This is a genomic window from Facklamia sp. P12945 (assembly GCF_050409485.1).
Lineage (GTDB): Bacteria > Bacillota > Bacilli > Lactobacillales > Aerococcaceae > Facklamia.
In genome coordinates, this window is the sequence record NZ_JBNUPJ010000011.1 from 36,833 (window position 1) to 61,997 (window position 25,165).

25 protein-coding genes and 2 pseudogenes are annotated in these 25,165 nt (G+C 34.8%); 22 read left to right on the forward strand and 5 right to left on the reverse strand.

Annotated elements, in window-relative coordinates; genetic code table 11:
- Nucleotides 1-94 precede the first annotated feature (94 nt).
- The 3 genes and pseudogenes from ACQV2X_RS04915 (at nt 95) to ACQV2X_RS04925 (ending at nt 2,957) form a co-directional block, all read left to right on the forward strand.
- Nucleotides 95-235, forward strand: coding sequence for a hypothetical protein (locus tag ACQV2X_RS04915; protein ID WP_428876565.1), 141 nt, complete (start codon nt 95-97; stop codon nt 233-235).
- 64 nt (nt 236-299) lie between these two features.
- Nucleotides 300-2,305, forward strand: a pseudogene (locus ACQV2X_RS04920) (DUF1430 domain-containing protein).
- Between the two features lies 1 nt (nt 2,306).
- Nucleotides 2,307-2,957 (forward strand): ATP-binding cassette domain-containing protein, encoded by a 651-nt coding sequence (locus ACQV2X_RS04925; protein ID WP_428894284.1) that lies wholly within the window; start codon nt 2,307-2,309, stop codon nt 2,955-2,957.
- Nucleotides 2,958-3,452: 495 nt separating this feature from the next.
- Here the strand turns inward: ACQV2X_RS04925 and ACQV2X_RS04930 are convergent, their stop codons facing one another.
- Together ACQV2X_RS04930 and ACQV2X_RS04935 are read right to left on the reverse strand one after the other, a co-directional pair.
- Nucleotides 3,453-4,097 carry an ABC transporter ATP-binding protein gene (locus ACQV2X_RS04930; protein WP_428894285.1) on the reverse strand — a complete coding sequence of 215 codons (645 nt, stop codon included), beginning with the start codon at nt 4,095-4,097 and terminating at the stop codon, nt 3,453-3,455.
- A 1-nt stretch (nt 4,098) separates the two neighbouring features.
- A complete protein-coding gene (locus ACQV2X_RS04935) occupies nt 4,099-6,051 on the reverse strand; it encodes a DUF1430 domain-containing protein (protein ID WP_428894291.1) in 1,953 nt (650 codons plus the stop codon).
- A 611-nt stretch (nt 6,052-6,662) separates the two neighbouring features.
- Between ACQV2X_RS04935 and ACQV2X_RS04940 the strand changes: the two genes are divergently transcribed.
- The 12 genes from ACQV2X_RS04940 (at nt 6,663) to ACQV2X_RS04995 (ending at nt 17,289) form a co-directional block, all read left to right on the forward strand.
- Nucleotides 6,663-6,938 (forward strand): UPF0223 family protein, encoded by a 276-nt coding sequence (locus tag ACQV2X_RS04940; RefSeq protein ID WP_428875364.1) that lies wholly within the window; start codon nt 6,663-6,665, stop codon nt 6,936-6,938.
- A 9-nt stretch (nt 6,939-6,947) separates the two neighbouring features.
- Nucleotides 6,948-7,727, forward strand: coding sequence for an inositol monophosphatase family protein (locus tag ACQV2X_RS04945; protein WP_428894286.1), 780 nt, complete (start codon nt 6,948-6,950; stop codon nt 7,725-7,727).
- A 9-nt stretch (nt 7,728-7,736) separates the two neighbouring features.
- Entirely contained in the window at nt 7,737-9,566 is a 1,830-nt protein-coding gene (typA, locus tag ACQV2X_RS04950; protein ID WP_428874312.1) for a translational GTPase TypA, read from the forward strand.
- Nucleotides 9,567-9,705: 139 nt separating this feature from the next.
- A complete protein-coding gene (locus ACQV2X_RS04955) occupies nt 9,706-10,308 on the forward strand; it encodes a superoxide dismutase (RefSeq protein WP_428874313.1) in 603 nt (200 codons plus the stop codon).
- Nucleotides 10,309-10,506: 198 nt separating this feature from the next.
- On the forward strand, nt 10,507-11,778 hold the full coding sequence (locus tag ACQV2X_RS04960; protein WP_428894287.1) for an FtsW/RodA/SpoVE family cell cycle protein: 1,272 nt from the start codon (nt 10,507-10,509) through the stop codon (nt 11,776-11,778).
- Nucleotides 11,778-12,134 (forward strand): YlbG family protein, encoded by a 357-nt coding sequence (locus tag ACQV2X_RS04965; protein ID WP_428874316.1) that lies wholly within the window; start codon nt 11,778-11,780, stop codon nt 12,132-12,134. Before ACQV2X_RS04960 ends, ACQV2X_RS04965 begins: the two co-directional genes overlap by 1 nt.
- A 5-nt stretch (nt 12,135-12,139) precedes the next feature.
- Complete coding sequence (gene rsmD, locus ACQV2X_RS04970) at nt 12,140-12,721, forward strand: 16S rRNA (guanine(966)-N(2))-methyltransferase RsmD (protein WP_428874317.1); 582 nt, start codon at nt 12,140-12,142, stop codon at nt 12,719-12,721.
- Complete coding sequence (coaD, locus tag ACQV2X_RS04975) at nt 12,714-13,199, forward strand: pantetheine-phosphate adenylyltransferase (RefSeq protein ID WP_428875366.1); 486 nt, start codon at nt 12,714-12,716, stop codon at nt 13,197-13,199. Before rsmD ends, coaD begins: the two co-directional genes overlap by 8 nt.
- Before the next feature lie 114 nt (nt 13,200-13,313).
- Entirely contained in the window at nt 13,314-14,012 is a 699-nt protein-coding gene (locus tag ACQV2X_RS04980) for a helix-hairpin-helix domain-containing protein (protein WP_428874321.1), read from the forward strand.
- Nucleotides 14,009-16,408: a DNA internalization-related competence protein ComEC/Rec2 gene (locus tag ACQV2X_RS04985; protein WP_428893184.1), complete on the forward strand. Its 2,400-nt coding sequence runs from the start codon at nt 14,009-14,011 to the stop codon at nt 16,406-16,408. Before ACQV2X_RS04980 ends, ACQV2X_RS04985 begins: the two co-directional genes overlap by 4 nt.
- Before the next feature lie 46 nt (nt 16,409-16,454).
- Nucleotides 16,455-16,754 carry a hypothetical protein gene (locus ACQV2X_RS04990; protein WP_428874322.1) on the forward strand — a complete coding sequence of 100 codons (300 nt, stop codon included), beginning with the start codon at nt 16,455-16,457 and terminating at the stop codon, nt 16,752-16,754.
- Between the two features lie 58 nt (nt 16,755-16,812).
- Nucleotides 16,813-17,289 (forward strand): S-ribosylhomocysteine lyase, encoded by a 477-nt coding sequence (locus ACQV2X_RS04995; RefSeq protein WP_428876612.1) that lies wholly within the window; start codon nt 16,813-16,815, stop codon nt 17,287-17,289.
- Between the two features lie 124 nt (nt 17,290-17,413).
- Here ACQV2X_RS04995 and ACQV2X_RS05000 read toward each other — a convergent pair.
- Both ACQV2X_RS05000 and ACQV2X_RS05005 read right to left on the reverse strand, forming a co-directional pair.
- A pseudogene (locus ACQV2X_RS05000) lies at nt 17,414-17,644 on the reverse strand (N-acetyltransferase family protein); the annotation flags it as partial.
- A 36-nt stretch (nt 17,645-17,680) separates the two neighbouring features.
- Nucleotides 17,681-17,932, reverse strand: coding sequence for a hypothetical protein (locus tag ACQV2X_RS05005; protein WP_428874325.1), 252 nt, complete (start codon nt 17,930-17,932; stop codon nt 17,681-17,683).
- A 187-nt stretch (nt 17,933-18,119) separates the two neighbouring features.
- On the opposite strand from ACQV2X_RS05005, the gene ACQV2X_RS05010 reads away from it, so the two are divergent.
- The 4 genes from ACQV2X_RS05010 (at nt 18,120) to ACQV2X_RS05025 (ending at nt 21,492) form a co-directional block, all read left to right on the forward strand.
- Entirely contained in the window at nt 18,120-18,548 is a 429-nt protein-coding gene (locus ACQV2X_RS05010) for a MarR family winged helix-turn-helix transcriptional regulator (protein WP_428874522.1), read from the forward strand.
- Nucleotides 18,549-18,691: 143 nt separating this feature from the next.
- A complete protein-coding gene (locus tag ACQV2X_RS05015) occupies nt 18,692-19,582 on the forward strand; it encodes a polysaccharide deacetylase family protein (RefSeq protein ID WP_428874521.1) in 891 nt (296 codons plus the stop codon).
- A gap of 9 nt (nt 19,583-19,591) precedes the next feature.
- A complete protein-coding gene (locus ACQV2X_RS05020) occupies nt 19,592-20,362 on the forward strand; it encodes a hypothetical protein (RefSeq protein ID WP_428874520.1) in 771 nt (256 codons plus the stop codon).
- A 14-nt stretch (nt 20,363-20,376) separates the two neighbouring features.
- Nucleotides 20,377-21,492 (forward strand): alpha/beta fold hydrolase, encoded by a 1,116-nt coding sequence (locus ACQV2X_RS05025; protein WP_428874519.1) that lies wholly within the window; start codon nt 20,377-20,379, stop codon nt 21,490-21,492.
- Between the two features lie 53 nt (nt 21,493-21,545).
- Here ACQV2X_RS05025 and ACQV2X_RS05030 read toward each other — a convergent pair whose 3' ends face one another.
- On the reverse strand, nt 21,546-22,388 hold the full coding sequence (locus ACQV2X_RS05030) for a DegV family protein (RefSeq protein ID WP_428894288.1): 843 nt from the start codon (nt 22,386-22,388) through the stop codon (nt 21,546-21,548).
- A gap of 157 nt (nt 22,389-22,545) precedes the next feature.
- Here ACQV2X_RS05030 and ACQV2X_RS05035 point away from each other — a divergent pair, with 157 nt between their 5' ends.
- From ACQV2X_RS05035 to ACQV2X_RS05045, 3 genes are all read left to right on the forward strand, one after another.
- Nucleotides 22,546-23,169, forward strand: a complete 624-nt coding sequence (locus ACQV2X_RS05035) for a hypothetical protein (protein WP_428894289.1) — start codon at nt 22,546-22,548, stop codon at nt 23,167-23,169.
- Between the two features lie 518 nt (nt 23,170-23,687).
- Complete coding sequence (locus ACQV2X_RS05040) at nt 23,688-24,401, forward strand: YutD family protein (RefSeq protein WP_428874515.1); 714 nt, start codon at nt 23,688-23,690, stop codon at nt 24,399-24,401.
- A gap of 28 nt (nt 24,402-24,429) precedes the next feature.
- Nucleotides 24,430-25,059 carry a TIGR01906 family membrane protein gene (locus tag ACQV2X_RS05045; RefSeq protein WP_428874514.1) on the forward strand — a complete coding sequence of 210 codons (630 nt, stop codon included), beginning with the start codon at nt 24,430-24,432 and terminating at the stop codon, nt 25,057-25,059.
- Nucleotides 25,060-25,165 lie beyond the last annotated feature (106 nt).

A 25,165-nucleotide genomic window follows, 5' to 3' on the forward strand; every position in this document is an offset into this window, starting at 1 on the left:
GTGATAATAGAGTATTATAATGAGAGTTAAAACAATTAAGTTGCTTTGTAGTAGTTTGGGAATTTAAGTGCCAATACCTGGAAGGAGATATCTTATGTCGGAAGTAGAACGCGGAATAATGAAAGTTTCGATTCTAAAAATGCAAGATATACTTCTTACGCTTTTATCAATACAAACCTTGGTGAAAGAGTTGTATTTGATGCTGGATTTTAAAATTTTATCAAGTTGTACATAGTAGCATTTGATAATTAATCAGATTGGGCGGGTTGAGTCCCGCTTTTTAAAAATGAGGGGAGCATATGAAGCGGATTTTTATTATTCTGTCGAATCTATTGGTGGGTCTCTTTTTGGTATGGGTGGTTAACATTTGGGGAGATACCTATGTTTCTTATTATTATCCAAATGTTTCGGTATTTGATGCTTCTTCTGAGGCTGATTTTGAGAAGGTGGCCGATCATTTAACCTTATTGGCACAAGATACAGATAGTCTCATCGCCATTCAGCACCAAGAACCTGGGGCAGATGGAAAGCCCGTCTTTTCTTATACCACTTTTGGAACTGGAAAATTACCACCAGGTCTCACTGCAAAATCAAGGGAAGCAGCTAAAACGAGTAGTGTACTGACTAACTATTTTATCTTTAAGGGAAATTTAGACCTAGATCTATTGAAAACAACATTAAAGGATGCAGGATTGACTAGACTCTCTCCAGCTATTCCTTCTGGGGTTACCGTTCTAGCTTCCATATTTAGTAATGGCTTTCAACTCATCGGCTTACTGATTTTCTTTTTAACCTTTGGAGCGCTTAGTTTAATTTATCAAATTCGTGCTCTAAGAACAGCGGGCATTCGTTTAATTTCTGGCGAAAGTCGTTGGGGAATTTTTCTCAGACCCATTGGTCGAGACCTCGTTAACCTTTCAATCGGTCTAGGCGCTGGTTTCCTGTTAGCAATGATTCTAAAATCAGTAGTTTCAACCCCTTTGATAGCTTTTTATACAATAGGAGCGGGTCTATTCCTTTACAATCTTTTTTTGCTGATTATTTCCTTATTCTTTGCTAGTTTATTTGCAGTCGGTATTAAAAAAGTGCACTTGATGCAGGTTATAAAAGGACAAATTCCGGTGAGGGGAATCATTAGTCTCATTTTAATGGGTCAATTTTTAGCTTTCATTATTGTTTCTATAGGGGTTAGTTGGACACTAAATTATACCCATGCCTTGCAACAGCAAAAACAAGGTCAGGCTATTTGGCAAAAAGAAAATCAGCTCGTCTCTCTGAATTTTGCCCGAAGTGGCTCAATCGGAAACAAGAAAGAAATGATTGAGAAACAACAAACATGGTTTCAATTGATGGATCAAGCCATCTCAGAAAATCGTGCGATTCTTTCAAGGCATTATTTAGCAGAACAAGGGTTTCAAAGAGGACCAAGTACTGTTAGTCTACCCTTATCTGATCATGAGCTTTATCAACCACAAGGCAACGTCTTGATTGTCACTCCTAGCTATTTAAAACGGCAACAGATTGCAGTGCCTCCCGAAATCGACAGGAAACTAAATAAGTTAGCTGTAGGTGAGTTCGTTCTCCTTTTGCCAGATAAGCTTCAATCAAATGCAAGTCATTACCAGACCGTCTTTGAAGACGCTACAACAACGCTTATGGCTAGCCAGGATAACCGTCAAAAAATGAAGGCGACTGTTGCATACTTAAAAACGGGATATCAGCGATTTGTCTATAATGCAACGCCCCTTTCCTATCAACAATCCTTAAAGATCCGATTATCATTGTTTTGACTCCACATTCAACGGGTGAACAATCTTACTTGTTTTGGCAGCAAACGCTATCGTCCTATTTCTTTTTTGATCGTTTAGGAGATGCCCAATCACTGATTGCAAAATACGGACTTGAAAATTGGGTGGCTGAACTTCAGACAGGGTATCAAATCCATCAAACCTTACTGGATAATCTGCAACGAGAAGTTTGGGCAATGATTGCTGGGGCAGTATTAGGCATTGTGACGTCTATTTTAATGTTTCATACGATGAATCAACTTTATTTTGAAGAATTTCGACGCGATATCTTTATTAAACGCATAGCAGGCCTTCGTTTCTTAGAAATTCATAGAAACTATCTGCTAGCGCAGATACTTGTTTTCTTGCTGGGTGTTATTGGCAGCGTCTTTCTTGTAACGGATATCGTGCTTGCTTGCTTGGTATTCTTACTGTTTGCCGGCATTTCAGTCCTACAATTGCATTTGCAAATGAAAAAGGAAAATAAAATGGCGATGCTAATTTTGAAAGGAGCCTAAGATGATTCGATTAGAAAAAGTGGGCAAACAGTTTGGTGACCGTGTCTTATTTTCAGATCTTTCTATGACTTTTGAAGCCAATAAGGTTTTTGCTTTGATTGGTTCAAGTGGTAGTGGTAAAACAACGCTTATGAATAGGATGGGGAAACTTGAAAGTTACGATGGGACGATTTTCTGTCGGAATAAGGATTTGAGCAAGTATCAACCGAGTGAATTCTTCCGTCAGGAGTTGGGGTATTTATTTCAAAATTTTGGTCTCATAGAAAGTCAGACGATTGAAGAAAACTTAAAACTCGGTCTAATTGGTCAAAAAATTAGTAAAACTGAGCAACACAAGAAGGAAAAAGAAGCTTTGATGCGTGTCGGACTCTCTTATTTAAGTCTCAATAAGAAAATATTTGAATTATCAGGCGGAGAATCACAGCGCGTGGCTTTAGCTAAGGTTATTCTTAAAAACCCTCCTCTTATCTTAGCGGATGAACCGACTGCATCCGTTGACCCTGAGACAGCTAAAGCGATTATGGAAATTTTGCTCTCCTTGAGAGATGAGAATAGACTCATTATCCTTGCTACTCATAATCCATCTATTTGGACAATGGCTGATGAGATTGTTTCAATGGATCGATTGGGTATGACAACAAGTTTCCATTAATTTAGAGAAAAATAGGACATTTAGTGAAGCCGTATGAATGGCTAGCGTTTCTAACTATAGAGGGTAGCGAAAACTAAGTGCTAGAGAAGACCAAAATGTGAATGGGTCTTCTCTTTTTTATCTGCCTAATACAGTCAAAAGTGCGACAACAACCTTCCATCGAGAAGTTAGCAGCCGAAGGGACATAGATTAATATTTGCAATCGGCTTCGTGTAACAATGATCCAATCCTGCTAGCTTTATGAGGCAAATGGTTATATTAGATAAAAGCGCATTGGCAATAAATAAGTACTCACTTAAAAAGGAGAAGATCGATGCTATTAATTTATCTGACGTGATTTGTACCAGAATAATTGCCAATCGGTGATTATCATACGTTGAGCTTATCACATCATAATAAAAGATTTCATAATTACTTCAAATAGTTCATATTCATTCCGGAGAGTAATTTATTTGGCTTTAGCGCTATAAGTATTAAGGAAGTGATTGCGAAATGTTAATGAACCTGACTCAATAAATTCAAATCCACTACTTGATCAACCATCTCCCAAACTAAAGGATCATGGGTGGCAATGAGGATGACACGATTATCATTACTGAGATAGAGGAGTTTTTTCATGATAGCCTTAGCGTTTTCAATGTCAATCGATGCAGTCGGTTCGTCTGCAAGGATGAGAGGCGGATCTTTTAAGATTACTTTAGCAAGTGCGACTCGTTGGGCTTCTCCACCAGATAATTCAAAGACCTTGCGATCTAACTTCAAATAATTTAAGCCTACTTGGTCCAAGATTTCATGCATGCGAGTCTTTTTGTCCGGTTTACTTAGTTTCTTTCCGATTAGACCTAATGCTAGATTGGCTTCAACGGTTTCATTCTCGATTAAGCCAAAATTTTGGAAGAGGTAACCTAAATAATCACGAAAGAAGACGAAGTCTTTAATCGATTTAAGATCTTGGCCTTTAAAGAGGATCTGTCCTTGATCATAAACTTCAAGATGGGCAATCATATTCAATAATGTGGTTTTCCCCGATCCGCTTTGACCGGTTAGGGCATAGGACGTGCCAGCTTCAAAGTTCAAATTCAAGTCAGCAAATAGGGAACGTTGGCCGAAATTTTTATGAAGATGAGTTACTTGAATCATGTTAAGCTCCTTTCAAGAGGGTTAAAGACTGACGGTTTTCTTTTTTTGCTTGGAATACTAGGGATAATAAAGCGATTGACAAAAAGATGATTATATTGATTAAAACACTCACTTTATGATTAGCTATTATCATTGATAAACCAAAAGCGATGATAAAAATTAGTAATTGCAATGCAAGATAAACCTGATGATTTTGCCAAAAATTTAACCCTGAGATTCTCTTTATTAAAATATCACGACGGAACTGGTTAAAATAAACTTGATTCATACAAATGAAAAGTAATAATGAGGATAAACATGCGAAAAAGGAAGCAAACAAATGAGTGATTAAATGAGTTTTATAATTAGTAATTTTTTCCAAGTATGTTTGTCTTGAATTAACCAAATAAGATATCTTAGAATATAAATCATATTTTTTTAAAAGACGAATTGTTTTATCATACCCTGTATACTTAATGTTTTTAGCGGCATTAATCGTCCAATGCATATATGAAGGCAAAGTGTTACCCGTAGATTCTGGTGACATCACAACTATAATCGGCTCAGATAGATACTGTTGATTGGATAGACCTTCTTCTGAAAAATTCTCTGTATTGTACAAGAATACTGAAGTCAAACGATCAGAAAAAAAAGTAATTGGCTTTACATCATATAATATTTTAAAGTCCTTTTCGACACCTTCGCGACTGAACGTTTTTAAATAATCTATAAAGTAATTTTCAATTTGATTTTTTGAATCTTGAAGTTCTCTAGGAATGATAAGACCAAATTCTCCTAGAATTAAATGATTAAACCTTTCAATTTTTTCTTCAGATAAATCTAACGCTTCTCTCTTGACATAATTCGGACTTACAAACATTACTTTATTAAATAGGTTAGCATCTTGAGTTGGACCTGGATTAGAAAACCCATTTTCTTCCAAACCATTATTTTGAACTTTGATAAAGAAAGCATCCTGTTCATTTAATGCTTCTTGGGTAAAAGAATACCATTTTTTGAAGGATTGTTTGTCATGTTTAGAAGAATTTATCAACGGCGCGAGCCCAAATTTAATATCAAATAACTCAGCATTACCTTCCCATTTATTAGAAGCTGCCCGGAGAGTATGTAGTGAATCCGCAAGGGTTAAAGATTGATCAATCGTATAACCTAAAATAATTACAGAAAATACTTGACCTAATAGCATGAAAATTACCAGAAAACGATAGGGTAATTTTCCTTTTATAATTGAATAAAGCCTGTATTGGTCAGTATAGATATAAAATATTAGACTCAAACAGAGATTTAAAAACAAAAGGATGCTATTAAAAATTATTAAAGAATAGAATATAATGCTAAAAAGATACCACGTTGAATGTCCGATTATTTTTAGCAAAAGGCCTGAAAGACAGGTTGTAATAAATATCATCATAATAACATAGCGTATATCCTGAGATATCAATTGGTGATAGATTGTCTTTGTAGTTGCACCTGAAATTCTTTTGATGCCTATTTCTTTTGCTTTTTTTATAATTTGTATTAAAGTCAGTGAAAAATAAGTCAACAGTAGAATTGCTAGCGTGATGATGATAGAGGAATGTAAGTACAAATCCTTTGCATTTTGAAAAGAACTCGTCGCAGGAATAACCATTGTATTAGCTCCATATTCTTCAAAAGTTTTCTTTAGTGTGGATAGAGATGATGCCCCTTCAAAAACCAAATAACTCGCTGCTAAGTCACTGTTTTGAACACTTTCATAATTTGCTTTGTTAATTTCTTTGGGCAATTCTTTATTACCGTACAGTGCATAAGTAAAATTTGTCTGGCCAGATTCATTTGGTTCTACTATTCTTCGGCCCACGAGAATTTCATGTTGTACTGCAAAATCATGTAATGCTGCTTCAAATTCATCACGCTGAATATTTTGATCAAAATTTATGATTTGAACCCCTGGATACTGAGAAAAAGTAAATATCTCAGCGGAAAATTAATAACATTTATAACTAGTAGTAACATGATTAAATTTGATAAGGTAATATATATTTTTTTCACAAGATACCTTCCTTTCAGCCATGATTAACTGTTAATCCAGAAGAAATGATCGAAAGCACTTTTCAACTATCAAAGGGGCTTGAAAAGTTAATCGTTCGCTAACAAAATTTTACCGAATTTCCAAGTTACTTTCTAGCCCCTCATTAATTATTATAAAAGTGGGCTGACAATAAGAAAAGTATGCTTAACGCTCAAAGTAGTCCCGAAAGTGGAAAGAGAGTTTACCAACACTCTTTCACCGGAGCATTATGCCTTTCTAAACAAGCAAGAAACAGAACCATGAATGAAAGATAAAAAGATACGTTGCAAATAAAACACTATTTTTAACATTTTATATTTGAGGCGTTCAAAATATTGAATGTGAGGAGTTTTTGACGGTAATTAGTATGCTCTATTGACTAGGATCCGCTTTTTGATTGAGTAGAACAATGTATCTTATTAAGAAAACGTTTTATATTCGAAATACTTTTTCATTTGCGTAAAAATGCGTTATATTAGTATTAACCGAAATGAATTTGTTGGAGGTGTAATAAGATGTCTAGTTATTCCTATCCATTAAATGAAGATTGGTCAAGTCAAGAAATTACGATCGTTGTTGATTTTTTAGCAGGGGTTGAATCCGCCTATGAAAGAGGAATTAGAGTAGAACGGATTAAAGATAAGTATCGAGCATTTAAAGAAATTGTCAATTCGATAAGTGAAGAAAAACAAATTGATCGTGAATTTCAAGCGGCTTCGGGATACTCTATCTATCGATGCATGCAAAAAGCTAAAACATTGAAAGATTCCCAAACGTTAAAAATGCCTTAGGAGGTCACTATGGATTTTCAATTACATCAACGTGTAATATCTTGGTTAAAAACAGCTGGGGACTCGTTGATCGCTTCCTTGAATACCAATTTAATGGTTGAAGAAAAAACGAACGCAAGTGATTTAGTCACACGGATGGATAAAGAAGTAGAAGCCTATTTTACCCAACAAATTAACACTTACTATCCCGACCATCGTGTATTAGGCGAAGAAGGAAAGGGACATTCGATTAAAGAGACTCATGGAGTCTTATGGATAATTGACCCGATTGATGGAACTTTGAATTTTGTCAAGCAAGGGCGTTTTTTTGGCGTCATGATTGGTATATATAAAGACGGTCGGCCGCTAGCGGGCTATATCTATGATGTAATGCAAGGCGATCTTTATTATGGGTTTGTCGGTCAAGGCGCTTTTTTGAATGATCGTCCTCTGATACCATTAGAAATTAATTCGTTAGAGCAAGGGCTTATGGTGACAAACGCCCACATTTTAGTTGAAAACCAATTTAATAGTCAAGCATTATTACATGCATCTCTGGGTTCAAGGTCTTATGGTTGTGCAGCTTATGAAATGATTTCCGTTATTAGAGGGGAATCCGCTTTTTATTTAGCAAGTCGTTTAATGCCGTGGGATTTTGCAGCGGGAGTAGCAATTTTAGAAACTTTAGGTTTTAAGTATAGTCAACCTAACGGACAGGATCTGAACCTTTTAACAGCGAATCCTGGTCTCTTCTCTAACGCTGCAGTTTATGAGGAAGTATTACAGATAATTAATTCAAAAGAAAATTAGGAGAATTTAATGAAAATAAGAAATGACATAAGAAATATTGCAATCATTGCCCACGTTGACCATGGTAAAACCACTTTGGTTAATGAGCTCCTTAAGCAATCGGATACTTTAGATGCTAGAGCTCAGATAGACGATCGTGCAATGGATCGCAATGATATTGAAAGAGAACGTGGCATTACCATCTTAGCTAAAAATACAGCTGTAAATTACAAGGGAACACGGATCAATATCATGGATACGCCTGGACACGCAGACTTCGGTGGTGAAGTAGAACGTATTATGAAAATGGTTGATGGCGTTATCTTGGTAGTAGATGCTTATGAAGGTACTATGCCTCAAACACGCTTTGTGTTGAAGAAAGCCTTAGAAGAAGGTAAGACTCCTTTAGTGGTTGTTAATAAAATTGATAAGCCATCGGCTCGTCCGGAGGTAGTTGTTGATGAAGTGCTTAACCTATTGATTGAATTAGGCGCAGATGATGATCAATTAGAGTTCCCAGTTGTTTATGCTTCAGCTATTAATGGGACTTCTTCGCTTTCTAGTGATTTGCAAGACCAAGAAAATACCATGGATCCAATTTTTGAATCAGTAATTGAACATATTCCAGCACCAATTGATAATTCAGATGACCCACTGCAGTGTCAAGTCACCATGCTTGATTACAATGACTTTGTCGGCAGAATTGGAATCGGTCGCGTTTTCCGTGGCAAGATCAAAGTTGGGGATGCGGTAACGGTTATTAAGATTGATGGCTCTAAGAAGAATTTCCGAGTGACAAAATTATATGGTTTTCTTGGATTAGACCGAATTGAAATTAAAGAAGCGATGGCCGGAGACTTAATTGCAATTTCTGGAATGGATGATATTTATGTAGGAGAAACGATTGCTTCAGTTGATAATCCAGAGGCTATGCCATTGCTTCATATCGATGAGCCAACTCTAGAAATGAACTTCTTAACCAATAATTCTCCATTCGCTGGCCGTGAAGGGAAGTATGTTACTGCGCGTAATTTGGAAGATCGTTTGATGCAGGAATTGCATACAGACGTTTCTTTAAATGTTACGCCAACAGACTCGCCAGATACTTTCAAGGTGGCTGGACGTGGGGAGTTACATTTATCGATCTTAATCGAAAATATGCGACGTCAAGGCTATGAATTCCAAGTCTCACGTCCGCAAGTGATTATAAGAGAAATCGATGGCGTTAAGTCAGAACCATTTGAACGTCTTCAAATCGATACCCCGGAAGAATACATGGGGGGCATTATCGAGGCTATCAGTAATCGTCGGGGTGAAATGGCAGATATGGTTCACTCTGGCAATGGACAGATTCGTCTGGTCTTTTCAATTCCAGCTCGTGGTTTAATTGGTTTCTCAACCGAATTTATGTCTTTAACAAGGGGATACGGCATTATGAACCATACTTATGATGAGTACCGTCCGGTGATTAATGTAGAACTTGGTCAGCGTCGTAACGGAACCTTAGTTTCCATCGATAGCGGTCAAGCAACCACATATTCAATTATGAATCTTGAGGATCGTGGAACGATTTTTGTTGAACCTGGTACGGAGGTATATGAAGGAATGATTGTTGGCGAACATAATCGTGAGAATGATTTGACGGTTAATATCACTAAAGCAAAACAATTAACGAATGTCCGTTCAGCTAACAAAGACCAAACAGCTGTGATTAAATCCACTAAAAAAATGACATTGGAAGAAGCTATACAATTCATGGCAGATGATGAATATTGTGAAATTACACCAATGGCAATCCGTTTACGCAAACGTATTCTAGACAAATCAACCCGTGAAAAAGCGAAAAAAAATAAAAAATAATATAAACATAGAACTCGAAGATAATAAAAGAGTATCTTTGGGTTCAATGCCTTTGTGAATAGATATATAAGCATATTTCTTTGTCTGACTATAGTGGCATGATATGATAAAGATCATAACAGAATTAGGAGGAGTAAAAATGACATTCAAATTACCTGAATTACCCTATGCATATGATAATTTAGAGCCCGCTATTGATCAAAAAACCATGGAGATTCACCATACTAAACACCACAATGGTTATGTTACTAAATTAAACGCAGCCGTTGAGGGAACCGAGTATGCTGACCAATCGATTGAAGAAATTATCAAGAGCTTAAAATCACTTCCAAGTGATATTCAAACAGCTGTTCGCAACAATGGTGGAGGCCACTATAACCACTCGCTATTCTGGGAATCATTACAAGCTCCTCAAGAAGACAACAAGCCTTCTGGAGACTTAGCTAAGAAAATTGATGAAGAATTTGGGTCTTTCGAAAAATTCCAAGAAGAATTTACAAAAGCTGCAACCGGTCAATTTGGATCAGGTTGGGGTTGGTTAGTTAAAGATGGCGACAAACTAAAAGTTTTAGGCACTCCAAATCAAGACAATCCTTTAACTGAAGGTTTAACTCCTTTATTAGGTTTAGACGTTTGGGAGCATGCTTACTACTTAAACTATCAAAATAGACGTCCGGACTACGTTAAAGCTTTCTGGTCTATTATTAATTGGGACAAAGTTGCAGAACGCTTTTCAGCATAATATTTATGAATAAATAAGTATAATGATTATTTTTAAAACTATCTATTTAGTTTTCACTTACTTTCCAAGTTTTTAAACTTAAGAAAAGTAAGTGCTTTTTTAATTCCTAGTCAGAGTAAATCCCGATCTTATTTTCATAAATACCCACTACTGATGCTTTATGCTATAATGTTTTTAGCGAATTAGAGAGGAATAATTATGGAAAACAAAGTCTTTTACATCACTCCTAAAACTAGAGAAGTAGATTCTAAAGAAATGAATAAAGAGCGTTTTATCACAAGCTTTAAGAAAAAATTTGATCTATATGGAAAGGGCGATAAGTTACTAAGTCTTATTGTCATTGTTTTACTACTTTTTTCCATGTTAGCCGTCTTTTCTTCTACCATGTCACAAGATCCATTAGCCATGGTGAAGAAGCAAGCCCTCTCAATTTTGATTGGTTTTTGCATGATTTTACTCGTTCGGCTTGTTCCAAACGGATGGTTTTCTAACATCTTTTTAATTAATATACTCAATTTTCTAACAATGGTTTTAATTTTTTATGCTACTTTCTTCGGTCAGGAAGGAGGAGGGGCATCTTCTTGGATCAATATTGGAGGATATAATTTTCAACCTTCTGAGCTATTTAAAATAGCTATGGTGCTCACATGTAGTCGACTGGCTGTTTATTTTAAAAGAACTTATTTGATAGCACTAGAAAAGTCTTCTTTTTGGTATATCATTTTGCCCTTTGGTTTAATGATAATATCGGCAATGTTTGTTTTAATTCAGCCTGATGTAGGCACAACAGTACTTATTGGTTTTTGTGCTTATTCTCTGTTTATGATTTTTAATTTATCAAGAAAGAAGAATATTCTTTCTCTGTTATTTTTTATTGTTGTTACTATAGTTATCTATATTGTTTCAATATACTTTGCAGACTATTTTGTGGGTACTGGAAGGCACTTTTTTGAACGTTTAGGATCTTTCATTGATCCGTTTAAATATCAACATGGGACAGGCTATCAAGTCATTCAATCCTATAAAGCAATCGCTAATGGTGGCCTTTTCGGTGTGGGCTTAGGTCAAGGAGTAATAAAAGAAATGCTTCCTGCCGCTCATACAGATTTTATTTTATCAGTGATAGCAGAAGAGACAGGATTGCTAGGGGTAAGCGCTGTAATCTTAACATTACTTGGTTTAGTTTTTTACTTACTCAGAACAGCCAGTATGATGAGTAAATTGTTTCACCGTATTTGTATTACGGGATTTGCTATTTTAATCTTTACGCAAACATTTGTAAATATTGGAGGATTGACAAGTTTAATCCCCCTTACTGGAGTGACACTTCCCTTTATATCGTATGGAGGGACGAGCATGGTAGTCAATTTGATAATAATAGGCATTGTTCAAAAATTCATCAGTGAAGAAGCTCGGATGAGACAAACAACTAATCGCTCAAAAGTATCCAATTTGAAAGGTGGACGCTAATGACATTTGAAGCAGTAAAAAGAAAATCGCTTGTTGTATGGTTATATAGTCTTAAACAATGGAAGCAATTAAGAAAATATGGCACAGTACATTATTTAAGTGAACGCTTGAAATATGCCATCATGTACGTGAATGATTCTCAGCTTGATGAAACTTTATCTTCTTTGCGTAAATTAAATTTTGTGCGGGAAGTAGAGGTTTCATACCGAGATGATATCGATATGACTTTTAAAGATGCTATAAAGGATCGAATTGATCCTGATTTAAAAGCAGAAGAGGAAGAAGAGGTTTCCTTTGACGAATTCTTTAAAGATCTCGCCCAAGAAATCGTCCCAGAAGCAAAAGATAAGAAGTAGGTGGTATGATGCGAGTCATTGCAGGAAGTTATCGATCTCGTCCTTTAAAGGCGGTTCCCGGGAAAAACACACGGCCTACAACCGATAAAATAAAAGAATCGATGTTTAACCTTTTGGCTAATCGATTACCGATTGATGGCTATTGTTTGGATTTTTACGCGGGATCAGGAGCTTTGGCCATAGAGTCTGTTTCAAGAGGACTGGCAGGAGCTGTTATGTGCGAGAAAGATCGGCGAGCCGTTTTAACGATTAAAGAAAATATAAAGATGACAAAAGAAGAAGAAAAGTTTGTACTTCTAAGTGGCAAAAACCGGACAAAGTTATTAGATTGGGGTCTAAAAAACCAACGAGCCTTTGACCTTGTATTTCTTGATCCCCCTTACGCTGAAAATCAAGTTGAGCAAGACTTAGAGTGGTTAATCAAAAATGATTTTCTAAATCCGAGTTGCTTAATAGTTCTTGAGGCTGACGAAGTGCATTCCGTAAAAGAAATCCCTAATTTTCTTGAATTAAAAAATAAAAAATATGGGATTACAGTCATTCGAATATATCAATACCAAGGTGAGGAGAGCGAAGAGTATGAGTAAAAGGGTAGGTGTTTTTCCTGGTTCATTCGACCCCTTAACATATGGACACTTAGATTTGATTGAGCGATCCAGTCAATTGTTTGATGAAGTAATCGTATTAATTGCAGTGAATACCACAAAAAAGACCGTCTTTACAGTTGAGGAGCGAAAGCTTTTAATCGAAGAGGCTACAGCAGCATTTAAAAATGTAAAAATTGATTACTTAGAAGATGGCTTAATTGCTCATTACTATCAAAAAGTTAAGGCGATTTCCCTTATTCGGGGAGTACGCTCGGCACAAGATTTTGAATATGAAGCGAATATTGCGACTGTTAATCGAACCCAACTCCCAGGCCTTGAAACAGTTCTTTTATTTGCGAATGAAAATTATCGCTATTTAAGCTCCAGTTTAATCAAAGAAATCGCTTATTTTGGTGGAGATATTTCGCAAATGGTTCCTCCAAATGTTGCCCAAGCACTTGCTCAAAGGATAAAATAAAAAGAGATATCCAAAGCTTATTTTAAGACCCTCAGTATTTTGATGCTGGGGGTCTTAAAAGCGCCTTTAAGAAATTCTCCTTGTATTTAAGATTGTCAAGTGAGGAGGAAAGTCATGAAGTCTTATTTTGAAGAAAGTCAAAAAGCGTCTGTTTATGCAAAAATTAGAAATAAGCCATTTTTATTGATATTAGTTGCTTGTGTATGTGTTTTTATGATGCTAAATCAAAACAATTTATTAAGGGATACTGTTGATTTACAAGCAGAAGAGCATTCACTAGCATTGGAAATGACCAGTCAAGAAAATGAGACCACTGTATTAAAACAACTTTATGTAGATTTGAAGGGAGCGGTTATGAAACCAGGAGTTTATCAATTACAGCAAGGATCACGTTTAATTGATTTAATCGATAAGGCTGGAGGTTTTACTGAAGATGCGGCACAAGACAGCTTAAATTTAGCGTTACTGTTAGAAGATCAGATGATGGTTACAGTATATAGTCAGTCGGAATGGGATACCCTAATCATAAACGAGCAATCACAGCAGAAAACATCGGCCTTAAACCAGGAGTTAATGTTGGTAGGATCTTCTAATAAAGAGGAGAGGCAAACACTCATTAATATTAATACAGCAGATCAAGCAGAATTAGAAACTTTGCCACAAATCGGTCCTTCTAAAGCTCAAAAAATCATTCAGTATCGCCAGGACCATGGTTCTTTTCAAGCCACTGAAGATATTTTACAAGTTTCAGGCATCGGTCCAAAAACCTTTGAAGGATTAAAAGACCTTATTACAGTAGGGCTTCAGCAATGAATAAATTGACAAGTTGTCGTTATCACTGGACTTTAATTGCTATGCTAATTAGTTTGTTTTTATTGTTTCTTATACATTCCACCTTGTCTTTCTTCATTCTATTTTGTTTAAGCCTTATACGAATTATTAAGTGTGATAATAAGGCCGTAATCATTTTAGCTGTCTTTTTTTTATTGTTAGTGTTCGTAAGGCATCGGTTTTTAGAAAACAAGTTACAAGAACAACTTTCTATGCTTAATGACCAAGAAAAAATTGAAGCCACTATAACTATCAATCCAAACCAAATCCAACAAAGTGAAAATACCTTTTATGGTGAAGTCTTCTTAATTATCGAAAATGATACCACTTTCCCTGTGACAGTGACCTATTGGAATGAGGAAGCTTTGCAAGAAAATTTACCTGACTTAACCCTTAGCTCCTATCGTTTAGAAATAGAAGGCGAAATTAAGCAAGTAGAACCTAATCGCAATTTTGATCTTTTTAACTATCAAAGTTACTTAAAAAGAAAAGGCATAGCTTGGGGGGTGGAGGTAAAGAAAATTAAAAAAATTTCATTGAATCAATCTAATTTAATCAACCATCCCTTAGTATTACTTGCTAATGTTAGAGCAAGGTTAACACATTATATAAGAAAATGTGGTCAGATTCCTTTAGTTAGTATTCATAATAAATTACTCTACAATTTAAATTCCACAGTTTATCAAGATTATAAACAGGCCTTTATGACTTTAGGAATTTTACACTTTTTCTCAATCTCAGGTTTTCATGTCAACTATCTCCGAAGAGTTCTCAATACTATCTTATTAAGAATAGGTATTTCTCCTCTAGTAAGTAAAAAAATCAATTTTATACTTTTAACCTTTTTTGCATGGTTAGTAGCTTGGCCTATAGGTGTTATCCGTTCTATGTCGGTTATTATAATTAATGATTTACGCAAAAGGTTTGATTGGCCACTTTCTTCTTTAGATGTTTTGTCAGTAATTTATATAACCCTCCTAATTATTAATCCCTTCAATATAAAAAGTTTAGCCTTTCTTTTATCATTCATAATGTCGTATCTGATTTATTTTTATCAAGGAAGTATAGTCGATAGCCTTTCAACTACTTGGCAAGAAAAAAGTGAACTAACTTTATTTTGTTTCTTATTTTCATGGCCCCTTTTACTCTCAAGTACTTATACCATTAATTTTTTACAGCTAGCAGTCGTGCTTTTATTTACGCCTATATTCGAAAGATGGATTTTGCCAAGCATGTTCTCTTTTTCAATTTTATTATATGTTAGTCAGTACTATCCAGCTTTATTAAAGTTCATTACTTATCTATCTAATGTCTTCCAAAGAATGTGGGAATTCCTTTCGCTTCATTCTGTTATAGAAAGCGGGACAATCTTATTAGGAAACGGAAACTTTTTCTTACCAATCTTTTTACTTGGTATAGCTATTATTTGGTTTTATTATTTAAAAAGCAACCCAAAATTAGCTTGGCAATCTTTAATTATCGGTTATTCAATCGGAATATTATTTTATCCTTATCTTGATCCACGTGAGCGAATCATCGTTTTAGATGTAGGGCAAGGAGATGCTTTACTCTATAAAAAGGCTTTTTCAAAAGAGGCTTGGTTAGTTGATACCGGAGGGAAGATGGCTAGCTACCAGGAGAAAAATAAATTGGATACTCAATTTGCTTTAAAAAATGTCATTCCAGCTTTAAAATCACAAGGAATTGCTAGTTTGGAAGGCGTCATTATCACTCATCCAGATATCGACCACCTTGGTAATTTGATAACACTTATCCAAGAGATTGAAATAAAACATTTGTATTATTCAAAATTCACTAAAGAGTCAGCAATATGGCAAACCATGGCAAATAAAATTCCTAATCAGACCCAGCATCACATCTTAAATCCGGGAACTAAGGTGAGGGTAGGAGGAAATCAAATTGAGATAATTTGTTTGGATATGCCTGCGAGTCTTAAAGATGATTTTAGTAATGCTTCTTCGCTAATCACTTCTTTTGTAATAGACGATAAAAAATTTCTTAATATGGCAGATCTACCAATTGAGCTAGAAAAATCTTTGTTACAAGTTTTTTCAAGTGAAAAAATAGACGTTTTAAAAATTGGTCATCATGGTAGTAAAACTTCTACTAGTGAAGATCTATTAGACCAACTGCAACCAGAATTAGCGCTCATATCATCTGGGAAGGACAATCCTTATAATCATCCTCATAGTGAAACAATTGAAAAATTAGAAAAAAGACACCTTAATTATTTAGATACACAAGATGTCGGTGCTATCGAAATTTCATACTTACCTTTTTATGGCTGGTCAATTAGAACAGCAATAAACAAGGAGAACTTAAATATACAGATTAGAAATTCACATTTACTATATTAGCGATATATGATATATTTTAAAAAACTGAAGTAAAGGGAGGTTTGTGATGAACATAATAGTCTTTATCTATGCATCTATAGTGTTTATAACTGGCATTTTAGGAATAAAAAATGGGCTCAATATTTCAAAGATAACGTTGACTGTTATTGATTTGCTATTTCTTTTGACCCTAATGAATTTATGGTCAAGCTTGAAACCTTTAGACATTGCTATTTCTATCTTGTTACTAGCCCTTTCCATTACGCTCTATCGCGATCGATTGGTAAGTAGTCGACAAGCTAATATAAGTCATCATCTTTTGCGTTTAATCATCCATTTTATTCTAATATACTTTTTATTTAACTAAAAATTGACAGATAATTCTTATTTCGTTACATTGGAAGCAATATAAAGGAGGAATTCCATTGGAAAAAATACCAAGTTTTACCATCAATCATTTAATCTTAAAACCCGGTATCTACTTGTCTCGAACAGATGAGATTGGTGGAAGAAAACTACATACTTATGACTTACGTTTCACAGCACCAAATGTTGAACCCGTAATGAATACAGCAGAAATACATACAATTGAGCATTTAGCAGCAACTTTTTTACGTAATCACGAAAAATATAAAAAGGAAGTCATTTATTTTGGACCAATGGGCTGTCGTACGGGCTTCTATTTAATTTTAACGGACGCCTTAGAAGGGCTAGAAGTTTTGAATTTAATTAAAGAAACCTTTAAATTCACAGCAGACTTTGAAGGGGAGATACCTGGTGCTACTGCCAGAGATTGTGGAAATTATCTCGATCAAAACCTACCAATGGCTAAATATCAAGCAAAGCGATATGTAAAAAATCTTGAAAAAGTGACTGATTTAAGCTTTACTTATCCCGAATAGTTTTTCAAAAATAAATGCAGGTTTACAATGGAGTTTAAAATGAAACTTCAACAAACCTGCTATTTATTTGACTGTGTAGTGATATAATTAATCAGTAATTAATTGGTCTCTTTCAAAGTCGAATTCAACTGCTGGATATTGAATGGTTTGGTGAAACAGCTCTTATAGCTTTTCGCATCCAAATCACATCAATAAAGCGTTCAGCTTTGCGCACTAATTTTGGGAAAGTAAGCATAGGTTTAAAGCCTTCTTTTTCATGAAAGCTTAGAGAGCGATAATTATCAGCGACAATGGTAGAAATGATGTATTCGATATTAGTTTGAGAGAGCATCAACACTATCACCGTATAAAGTTCATGACCGCCCCCCTTTACTGGACAACCTTCAGCTGTCTAGATTGAAAGTAAAGTAGCCTGAGGCAAAAAGGCTTTATAAAAACCACTAAGGTAAGCAAAGCCAATCACTTCATTTCCATGTTGAAAGCCTAATTTACCATCGGTTTTATAGACGGTTAGTCGTCGACTAATTGAGCGACGTGTTAAACCGAGCTCCACCTGGGCTCTGGCTTTTGATTTTCGGCCCTGTGCAACCGATTGAATGACGGCATATTTTCTTTGTTCGAACATTATTAAATAACTCCCCATCTAACCCCCCTGAAGGAAGTATAACTCAGAAGTGGGACATTTTGATTTGTGTTCTCTTGAGACATTATCATTTACGTTTAACAAATTTTTTAGATTTTTATTGGAATGGATTGACTAATTTTAATAGATAAGATATAATTATTTCGCTTTCGAGATTAAAAATTTTAAGATAAGAAGGTGAGAGTAGATGTTAGATCGAGATACAGAAGTTTTAAAAACATATATTGGTATGATGAGAGCACATGCCTACTTTGAGAAATTGGTGAAAAAAGATGCGAATCATTCAGATATGAATGTGACGGAGTTTGCTGTATTAGAATTATTATATAATCGTGGCCCTCAACCAATTCAACAAATTGGGAATCGAATTTTAATTGCTTCCTCTTCAACCACTTACGTGATTGATAAGTTGTGTAATAAGGGTTATGTGGAACGAAAGCCAGATTTAAATGACCGTCGTGTAACTTTTGCTGAAATTACAGCAGAAGGTACTAAGTTGATGGATGAGATTTATCCTGAGCACCGTAAACATTTGTTAGAAGTTTTTGAAGAATTCACTACAGATGAAGTGCTCGAAATGAAACGCTTATTACAAAAGTTAACTCGCTATGAATAGCCTGCTTGATCCCCTAACTCTTTTAGTGAGTTAGGGACTTTTTTGTTAAATGTAGCTTGTATTAGGATAGTCTTGCTTTTAACTTTAATTCTTTCTATGATAAACTAAAAAGGCAAATCGGATTTAGAAAGGACAAATTATTGATGAAATTCTCGGCTTTAATTCTTTTATTATTTTGTTTATCCGCTTGTCAAAAGGCGCCTTTAAACGAAGAAACAGAATCAAAACAAGTACAGCTTGATGAATTAGAAATACTAGAGAGTACTTACGATGAAGATTCCACTAAAGAAAGTTCTTTAAAAAAGGATGGTACTCGTCAAGCTTGGACAGATTATTCTAACTATGCGGAAGTCGATGAGGATGGCTATGCCTACTATATGCAAGAAAACCCTGATATTTCTTCGGAAATATTTCCTTTATACGATAGTAGTGATCATAAAGTTCTTTTATTTACCTTTGATGATGCGCCTCAAAGACCGAATTCCTATGCACTTGAAATTGCCCAACAATTAAAAGCTAAGGATGTAAATGCTATTTTCTTAGTGAATGGTATGTTCTTAACAGAGGAAAAGGGGAGAAAGATTACCAAGCAAATTTATGATATGGGATTCGAAATCGGTAATCATACTCAGCATCATCCTAACTTAAAAGAAATGACCTACGACCAGCAGTATCAAGAAATTAAACAAACAAGTGATTTGGTTGAAGAAATTACAGGAGAAAAACCAAGATGGTTCCGCCCGCCTTTTGGTTTGTTTAACATGGATACCTATCAGATATGCCAAGAACTAGAAATGCAATTAATGACTTGGAATTTTGGATATGATTGGATGGATGAGTATTTAGAAAGCGAAGCTTTATTAGAAGTGTCTTTAAATAATGATTATTTAAGGGCAGGAGCAAACATTCTTATGCATGATCGTCCATGGACTAATGGTGCTATCTCGAGGATGGTAGACGGTTATCGTGAGCAAGGTTACCATATAGTTGATCCTTTATTAATTCGTAAACCAAATTTTGAAAAAGAAAGCTAGGCGAATCGATTGAAAAAATATTTTCCGCTATCTTTTTATTTTAAACTCTTATTTATAATACTTGGACTAAGCACCATCTATCACTTTCATGAAGAAATGATCGATCAAGCTTTGTCTCAAGAAGGTTTATCCACTTATCAAAGACTCAGTAAAATATCTAAGGAACTGATTGGAATTGAAAAAGTTCCAGATGAAGACTCTCCCGATATAATTAATCAGATTCAGTCGTACCCAGGGAATAAAAAACCCATCCAGTATCCACAAGCAGTATTAGCACATCCTCGATTTATCAAAGGCCAGCAAATGGCAGACTCTTTTAATAATCAGTTAGATATAAGTCAGCTAAACAGGTCATTTATAGAAGCAATTAACAGAGTTTATTTCCCACAACAAACAGTCTATCTAGCACCATATTTGTCAAATGGGAATCTACTTAGACTCGATGAGTTAGACAATTATGTATATTTAGATTCTAAAACTAAAGAGGGACTAAATTTCCGCGAGCGTTTTTACGAGATTGAAAATAATCAATATCGGATTGGCGAAAACTTATATGAGGTTTTTATTTCGTCTGATGATATTCATTTAGATACTTGGTCTAAAGATGAAGCAGTATTCGCTCAATATTTAGCCAAAGCTTTTTTCGAACAAAATGAAGATTTTTCTGACATGCGGTCGGTATTTATATCTGCTAAAGCTTCAGCCAGTGATTTTCGTCTAGATGATTCGTCCTATGTGCGGATTGTTGTGGTATTAAACTTTGACACACAGAAACTTTAAATAGGGAGGATAATATGAAAAGTAACAATTACCTTAGATGGTCTCTTGCATTAGCAAGTATTTCTCTAGCTTCTCAATTACATCAAAATTTTAAGCATCCACTTCCTAAGATTAGTCATGCTGAAAGATTGCTTGAATTAGCTGAAATTGAAAATTCCATGGATTGGTTGCAAGAAGAAGAATATGAGAAGAATTGGGATGAAAAACTCAGCCCATTTATCGATAATTTAAGACAAGAGGGATCAATTAACCAAGGGGCTTATCACTTAGCTTATGACTTCTATGCTTTAGAAACAGCCAAAGCAACTTGCCTTATTGTCCATGGTTTTAATGAATTTAAAGAAAAATATCGAGAATTAGTATATTATTTATTACAATCAGGAATTCAAGTACTGACTTATGATGCACGAGGACATGGGGAATCTAAATTATCACCTAACCAAACCCAAATTGATATTATAGATTTTAACGTTTATATCAATGATTTAAAATGCCTAGTAAAAAGGGTTAAAGAACTGGGTGGAGAAGAACAGCCTCTCTTTATATTTGGACACTCAATGGGTGGGGCTGTCAGTTCTCGCTTTGCTCAATTATGGCCAGATTTAGTAGATGGTCTTATTTTATCCTCCCCAATGCTTGCGATTGATACTAAGGGAATGCCAATGGAATTGGCGCATATGAGCGCTAGCTTGATGCAAAAAGTCGGCCGGGGTAAGAATTATTTACCTGAAGATTCAAATGGAGGAATAGATGACCATTTAGTTTTCAGAACACCCAATCAGCTGTCCAATTCTGAAGTAAGAGGGCGCTTCTTTTTTGAACTCAATAAAAAACTTCATCTTTATCCTACCAAGTCAGGCTCTATTAACTGGTTGAAGGCATCTTTAGATGCTTTGCAAACTATCCATCAAGAAAAAGAAATCAAGAAAATGACTTTTCCAAGTCTCATCTTCCGAGCAGCTAGTGATAAGATTGTAAAAAAAGAGGGTATCTTCCATTTTTATAATTGTCTTCCAAATTCATTAAACTTCCTTGTACCTTCAAGTGAGCACGAGATTCTTTTAGGACATGATGATCAAGTGAGAAAGATAGTGAGTCAAATCCTTCACTTTATTAATAAAAATATATAGTAAACAAAGAAGGCTGCCTTAAACATCCCTTAAGGCAGCCTTCTTTGTTTGAATTATTTGGTTTGGTAGCCAACAATTAGACCATTTCTTTGAGCATAGAAAGTGCATAAGCCAGAAGAAGGTAAAATATTAATTTCTGCATGTGGAAATTCTGCAAGAATCATTGACTGAAGTTCTTGGCTCGCTTCCGGGTTTAGGACATGGTTAATAAATATTTTCCCTCCATTAAATCCCTTGCTTTTTATTTCTGCCCAAAGTTTTTTCATTGCTTTTTGATGGCCTCTAGCTTTTTGAGCAAGTTCAATCGTACCCTCAGAACTTCTTTTTCCGATTAAACGTATATTTAGTAATCCAATCATGTTTCCAATAATTTTAGATATTCGGCCATTTTTTACTAGATTATCAACAGATTCTAACAAAAAATTGACATTTGTATTTAAATGTTCTTTTTCAATTCTTGCCACTACCGAATCAAAATCAGTCTCTTCTTTAATGATACTTGCAGCAAGAGTAATAAGTAGGTCGATTTCAGCTCCAGCCGATCGACTGTCGATGATTTTAATATTAGCATCAGGACTTTTCTCTAAGGCTAACTCTCTTCCTAAACAAGCAGCATTGTAAGAGCCTGAAACACCTGAAGATAAAGTGAAACATAAAACATTTTGATTGGACTCAAATGTTTGTGCATAACTTTCAGGGCTTGGACAAGCAGTTCCAGTCTGTTGGCCACTTTCCATTTTATTAACTAGAGTTTGGGTATCCATTTGATTGTTATCTTTATATGTATGCTCATCGATATTCAGTATTAAAGAAACAACTTCAAACTCTATTTCCTCGTTGATATCTTTGACAGAACGAATACTCGCGCCAGAGTCAGTTACTATTTTCCACTGCATAATATTTCCCCCAATTATGGTCAATTAATTATCAGTAGTATAACTAATTTCAGAATCAGTTTCAATTTATTGAAAGTTTAATTTTAACACTTGCTAAAAACAGCATATTATCGGTAAAATAGGAGTTGACATACATTTCATGTGAGGAGGAAAGATTATGTTAGGAGATCTACATCGGTCCAATTTAATCGTCTTAGTTCAAATAGTTTTTTCGATTGTAGGATTAGGCTTTGCCTATATAGGGGCAATTGAGTATGGTTTAATATCTATGATGATAGGAGCCATTCTTAATGAGTATTCAATTGATATTTCTGAGCAATTTGACCAGACAGATGCACAACTAGCTTTTTCCACAGAGTTAGAGGTTATAGCTGATTTTCTATCCTTTGGTTTGATTCCAATTGGATTATTATTAACAGCTACTCAAGGTGGAATATTAGGTATGATTACTATTGCAGTCTACTTAACTGCTGTAGCCATTCGTTTAGCACATTTTAACCGTCCCTTGGAATTTCAAGCTTATCAAATAGATGAAGAGAATTTCTATTTAGGTCTTCCCTTAATTTCAGTAGCTATTGTCTTACCGATACTTTATTTACTTAGTTATCTTATACCAGCAACTGTCTTTTCAGTGCTTATCATAGTTGTTATGATAGTCTTAGCTGCCGGTTATGTGATTGCAAAACCAATTCCGCGTCTAAAAAAAGAATGGATGACTTACCTTATATTTGGTGTAATATTCTTAATTGTCGCTTATATACTTTTAGGTATTTTTAAATAGTCCATTTAAAACCTCCTTTTGTTATTAAGAGGAGGTCTTTTTATAACGAGTTAAAAATGTAACTGCAGAAGGATAGTTAATTAAATTGCATGTTTTATCTATTAATAAAATAGCATTGATAGCTGAAAAAGCGATATATCAGAGTAGTTTATATCAATACCAAAGAAAGCGTATTGAGCAAAGCGGTAGCTATTAAGATTTCTTTCCGAATAAATGAATCATCAAAAGTTTACATTAGCAAGTAGGGGACTCTTTGGCAATGGATTTGGAGGTATATTTTTTGCTACAATGTTCTTTAAAGGTGTTTCTATGAACGATGGATTAATCGATGGCTAATAGATTATGAAATGCTAGACAATGAACAAATGTATTGTCTAGCCAGTCTAGATGACTGTGTCTATCTTCCTTTTTACCGTTTATAATGAAATACGATAAACTAACGATTATCTTTCTTAATTTTAAGACATATTATCAGTGATTATTTTCAGGGAGAATTCCCTTTAGAACAGGAGTAAATTATGACAGATTCAACAAAAGAGTTAAAAATTAACAAACAAATAGATCGACTATTGGATGACCTAACGGGCGATGAATTAAATGAAGATGTTATTAAAAACATTAAATTTTTAAATGACAGTTCCTTAATGATTGAAGACGAAGAATACGATTTGATTATTAATCATCAAGAAGCTTTTGACTTTGAAGCCTTCTATAATCGCTATCAAGACCTCTTCGCTAAGTATGATTATATTGTTGGTGATTGGGCTTTTAATCAGCTTCGCTTAAGAGGGTTTTATCAAATCGGAACACCCAAAGTGGCTTTCGATCAACGTATTGAAACGTTAGAGGATTATATCAATGAATATTGTAATTTTGGCGCCAAGTATTTTGTTATTGGAAAAAAAAGCTCTATCGCTGAATATCCTCATTTATTAGATCGATTGAGGGCGGGCAAGATAAATAACATTCAAAGTAAGACACTTTATCCAAGAACTTCAAATAAAAACACACGGGGACGTAGCTATCAAAAAAGAACGAATCGAAAAATTCAAAATCTCGGCCATCGTTCTAAGACTGTTACCCCTAAAATTAAGAGAAGAAATGAAAAAAGCCACTCACTAAGTAAATCTGAAAGTAAAAACAATTTGACTGTCGGGTCTAATAAGATGAATAAGCCGACAAACAGAATCAATCATAAGAAGGATTTCGTTATAAAAAAACGCCCCAACTAGCCTTTATTAGAAAGCGAGGATCCATAGTTTGACTGACCACATTAAAAATTTTGCCAGAGTTTGCTTATTTTGCCTAGCATCCTTAACTGGGGCAATCTCATTGACCGTTTTTCTATCGCCAGTTATTTATAGAATCTTTAATCAATATTTTAAATTGCATGAAACAGTTGGATTAACGAGTGAGCAATTAAATCAAAATTATCAAACAATTGTTGATTTCTTAACCCATCCGATGGAAAGTCAAATGCTATTGCCTGATTTTGCCTCTTCTGACGGAGGGATTCAGCATTTTGCTGAAGTTAAAGTTTTAATCCAGCTAACCATGATGGCAGCTTTGTTTTTAATTTTTGTTTTAGCGATTGTTTTGATAAATATTCGCAAGCAGAGGAGACGTAATCCCTATCTTAAGATATATATGATGCTAAGTTACATGTTGCCAATTGGTTTATTATTTCTAGCACTTATCGCTTTTGATAAAATCTTTATTCTTTTTCACCAAATTTTCTTTAAAAATGATTTATGGCTGTTTGATCCTTTAACAGATCCTGTCATTAATGTGCTTCCAGATAGTTACTTCTTTCTATTACTAATTGTTGTCGTTATGCTATATGAATTATTGTTAGGAATTATTTATTTGTTTATTAAAAAGAAAATATAAAAAAGATAAGCTCAGCTGCTGAGCTTATCTCAGACTGTAGACAAAGTCCTCTAAATCACCAACCTATGGTGATTTAGAGGGCTTTTTGATATATAATAAAAAGAAA

Coding starts and splice junctions, on each gene's coding strand:
- ACQV2X_RS04915 (WP_428876565.1), top strand. CDS start 95: ATGTCGGAAGTAGAACGCGGAATAATGAAAGTTTCGATTCTAAAAATG.
- ACQV2X_RS04925 (WP_428894284.1), top strand. CDS start 2,307: ATGATTCGATTAGAAAAAGTGGGCAAACAGTTTGGTGACCGTGTCTTA.
- ACQV2X_RS04930 (WP_428894285.1), bottom strand. CDS start 4,097: ATGATTCAAGTAACTCATCTTCATAAAAATTTCGGCCAACGTTCCCTA.
- ACQV2X_RS04940 (WP_428875364.1), top strand. CDS start 6,663: ATGTCTAGTTATTCCTATCCATTAAATGAAGATTGGTCAAGTCAAGAA.
- ACQV2X_RS04945 (WP_428894286.1), top strand. CDS start 6,948: ATGGATTTTCAATTACATCAACGTGTAATATCTTGGTTAAAAACAGCT.
- typA (WP_428874312.1), top strand. CDS start 7,737: ATGAAAATAAGAAATGACATAAGAAATATTGCAATCATTGCCCACGTT.
- ACQV2X_RS04955 (WP_428874313.1), top strand. CDS start 9,706: ATGACATTCAAATTACCTGAATTACCCTATGCATATGATAATTTAGAG.
- ACQV2X_RS04960 (WP_428894287.1), top strand. CDS start 10,507: ATGGAAAACAAAGTCTTTTACATCACTCCTAAAACTAGAGAAGTAGAT.
- ACQV2X_RS04965 (WP_428874316.1), top strand. CDS start 11,778: ATGACATTTGAAGCAGTAAAAAGAAAATCGCTTGTTGTATGGTTATAT.
- rsmD (WP_428874317.1), top strand. CDS start 12,140: ATGATGCGAGTCATTGCAGGAAGTTATCGATCTCGTCCTTTAAAGGCG.
- coaD (WP_428875366.1), top strand. CDS start 12,714: ATGAGTAAAAGGGTAGGTGTTTTTCCTGGTTCATTCGACCCCTTAACA.
- ACQV2X_RS04980 (WP_428874321.1), top strand. CDS start 13,314: ATGAAGTCTTATTTTGAAGAAAGTCAAAAAGCGTCTGTTTATGCAAAA.
- ACQV2X_RS04985 (WP_428893184.1), top strand. CDS start 14,009: ATGAATAAATTGACAAGTTGTCGTTATCACTGGACTTTAATTGCTATG.
- ACQV2X_RS04990 (WP_428874322.1), top strand. CDS start 16,455: ATGAACATAATAGTCTTTATCTATGCATCTATAGTGTTTATAACTGGC.
- ACQV2X_RS05005 (WP_428874325.1), bottom strand. CDS start 17,932: ATGGGGAGTTATTTAATAATGTTCGAACAAAGAAAATATGCCGTCATT.
- ACQV2X_RS05010 (WP_428874522.1), top strand. CDS start 18,120: ATGTTAGATCGAGATACAGAAGTTTTAAAAACATATATTGGTATGATG.
- ACQV2X_RS05015 (WP_428874521.1), top strand. CDS start 18,692: ATGAAATTCTCGGCTTTAATTCTTTTATTATTTTGTTTATCCGCTTGT.
- ACQV2X_RS05025 (WP_428874519.1), top strand. CDS start 20,377: ATGAAAAGTAACAATTACCTTAGATGGTCTCTTGCATTAGCAAGTATT.
- ACQV2X_RS05030 (WP_428894288.1), bottom strand. CDS start 22,388: ATGCAGTGGAAAATAGTAACTGACTCTGGCGCGAGTATTCGTTCTGTC.
- ACQV2X_RS05035 (WP_428894289.1), top strand. CDS start 22,546: ATGTTAGGAGATCTACATCGGTCCAATTTAATCGTCTTAGTTCAAATA.
- ACQV2X_RS05040 (WP_428874515.1), top strand. CDS start 23,688: ATGACAGATTCAACAAAAGAGTTAAAAATTAACAAACAAATAGATCGA.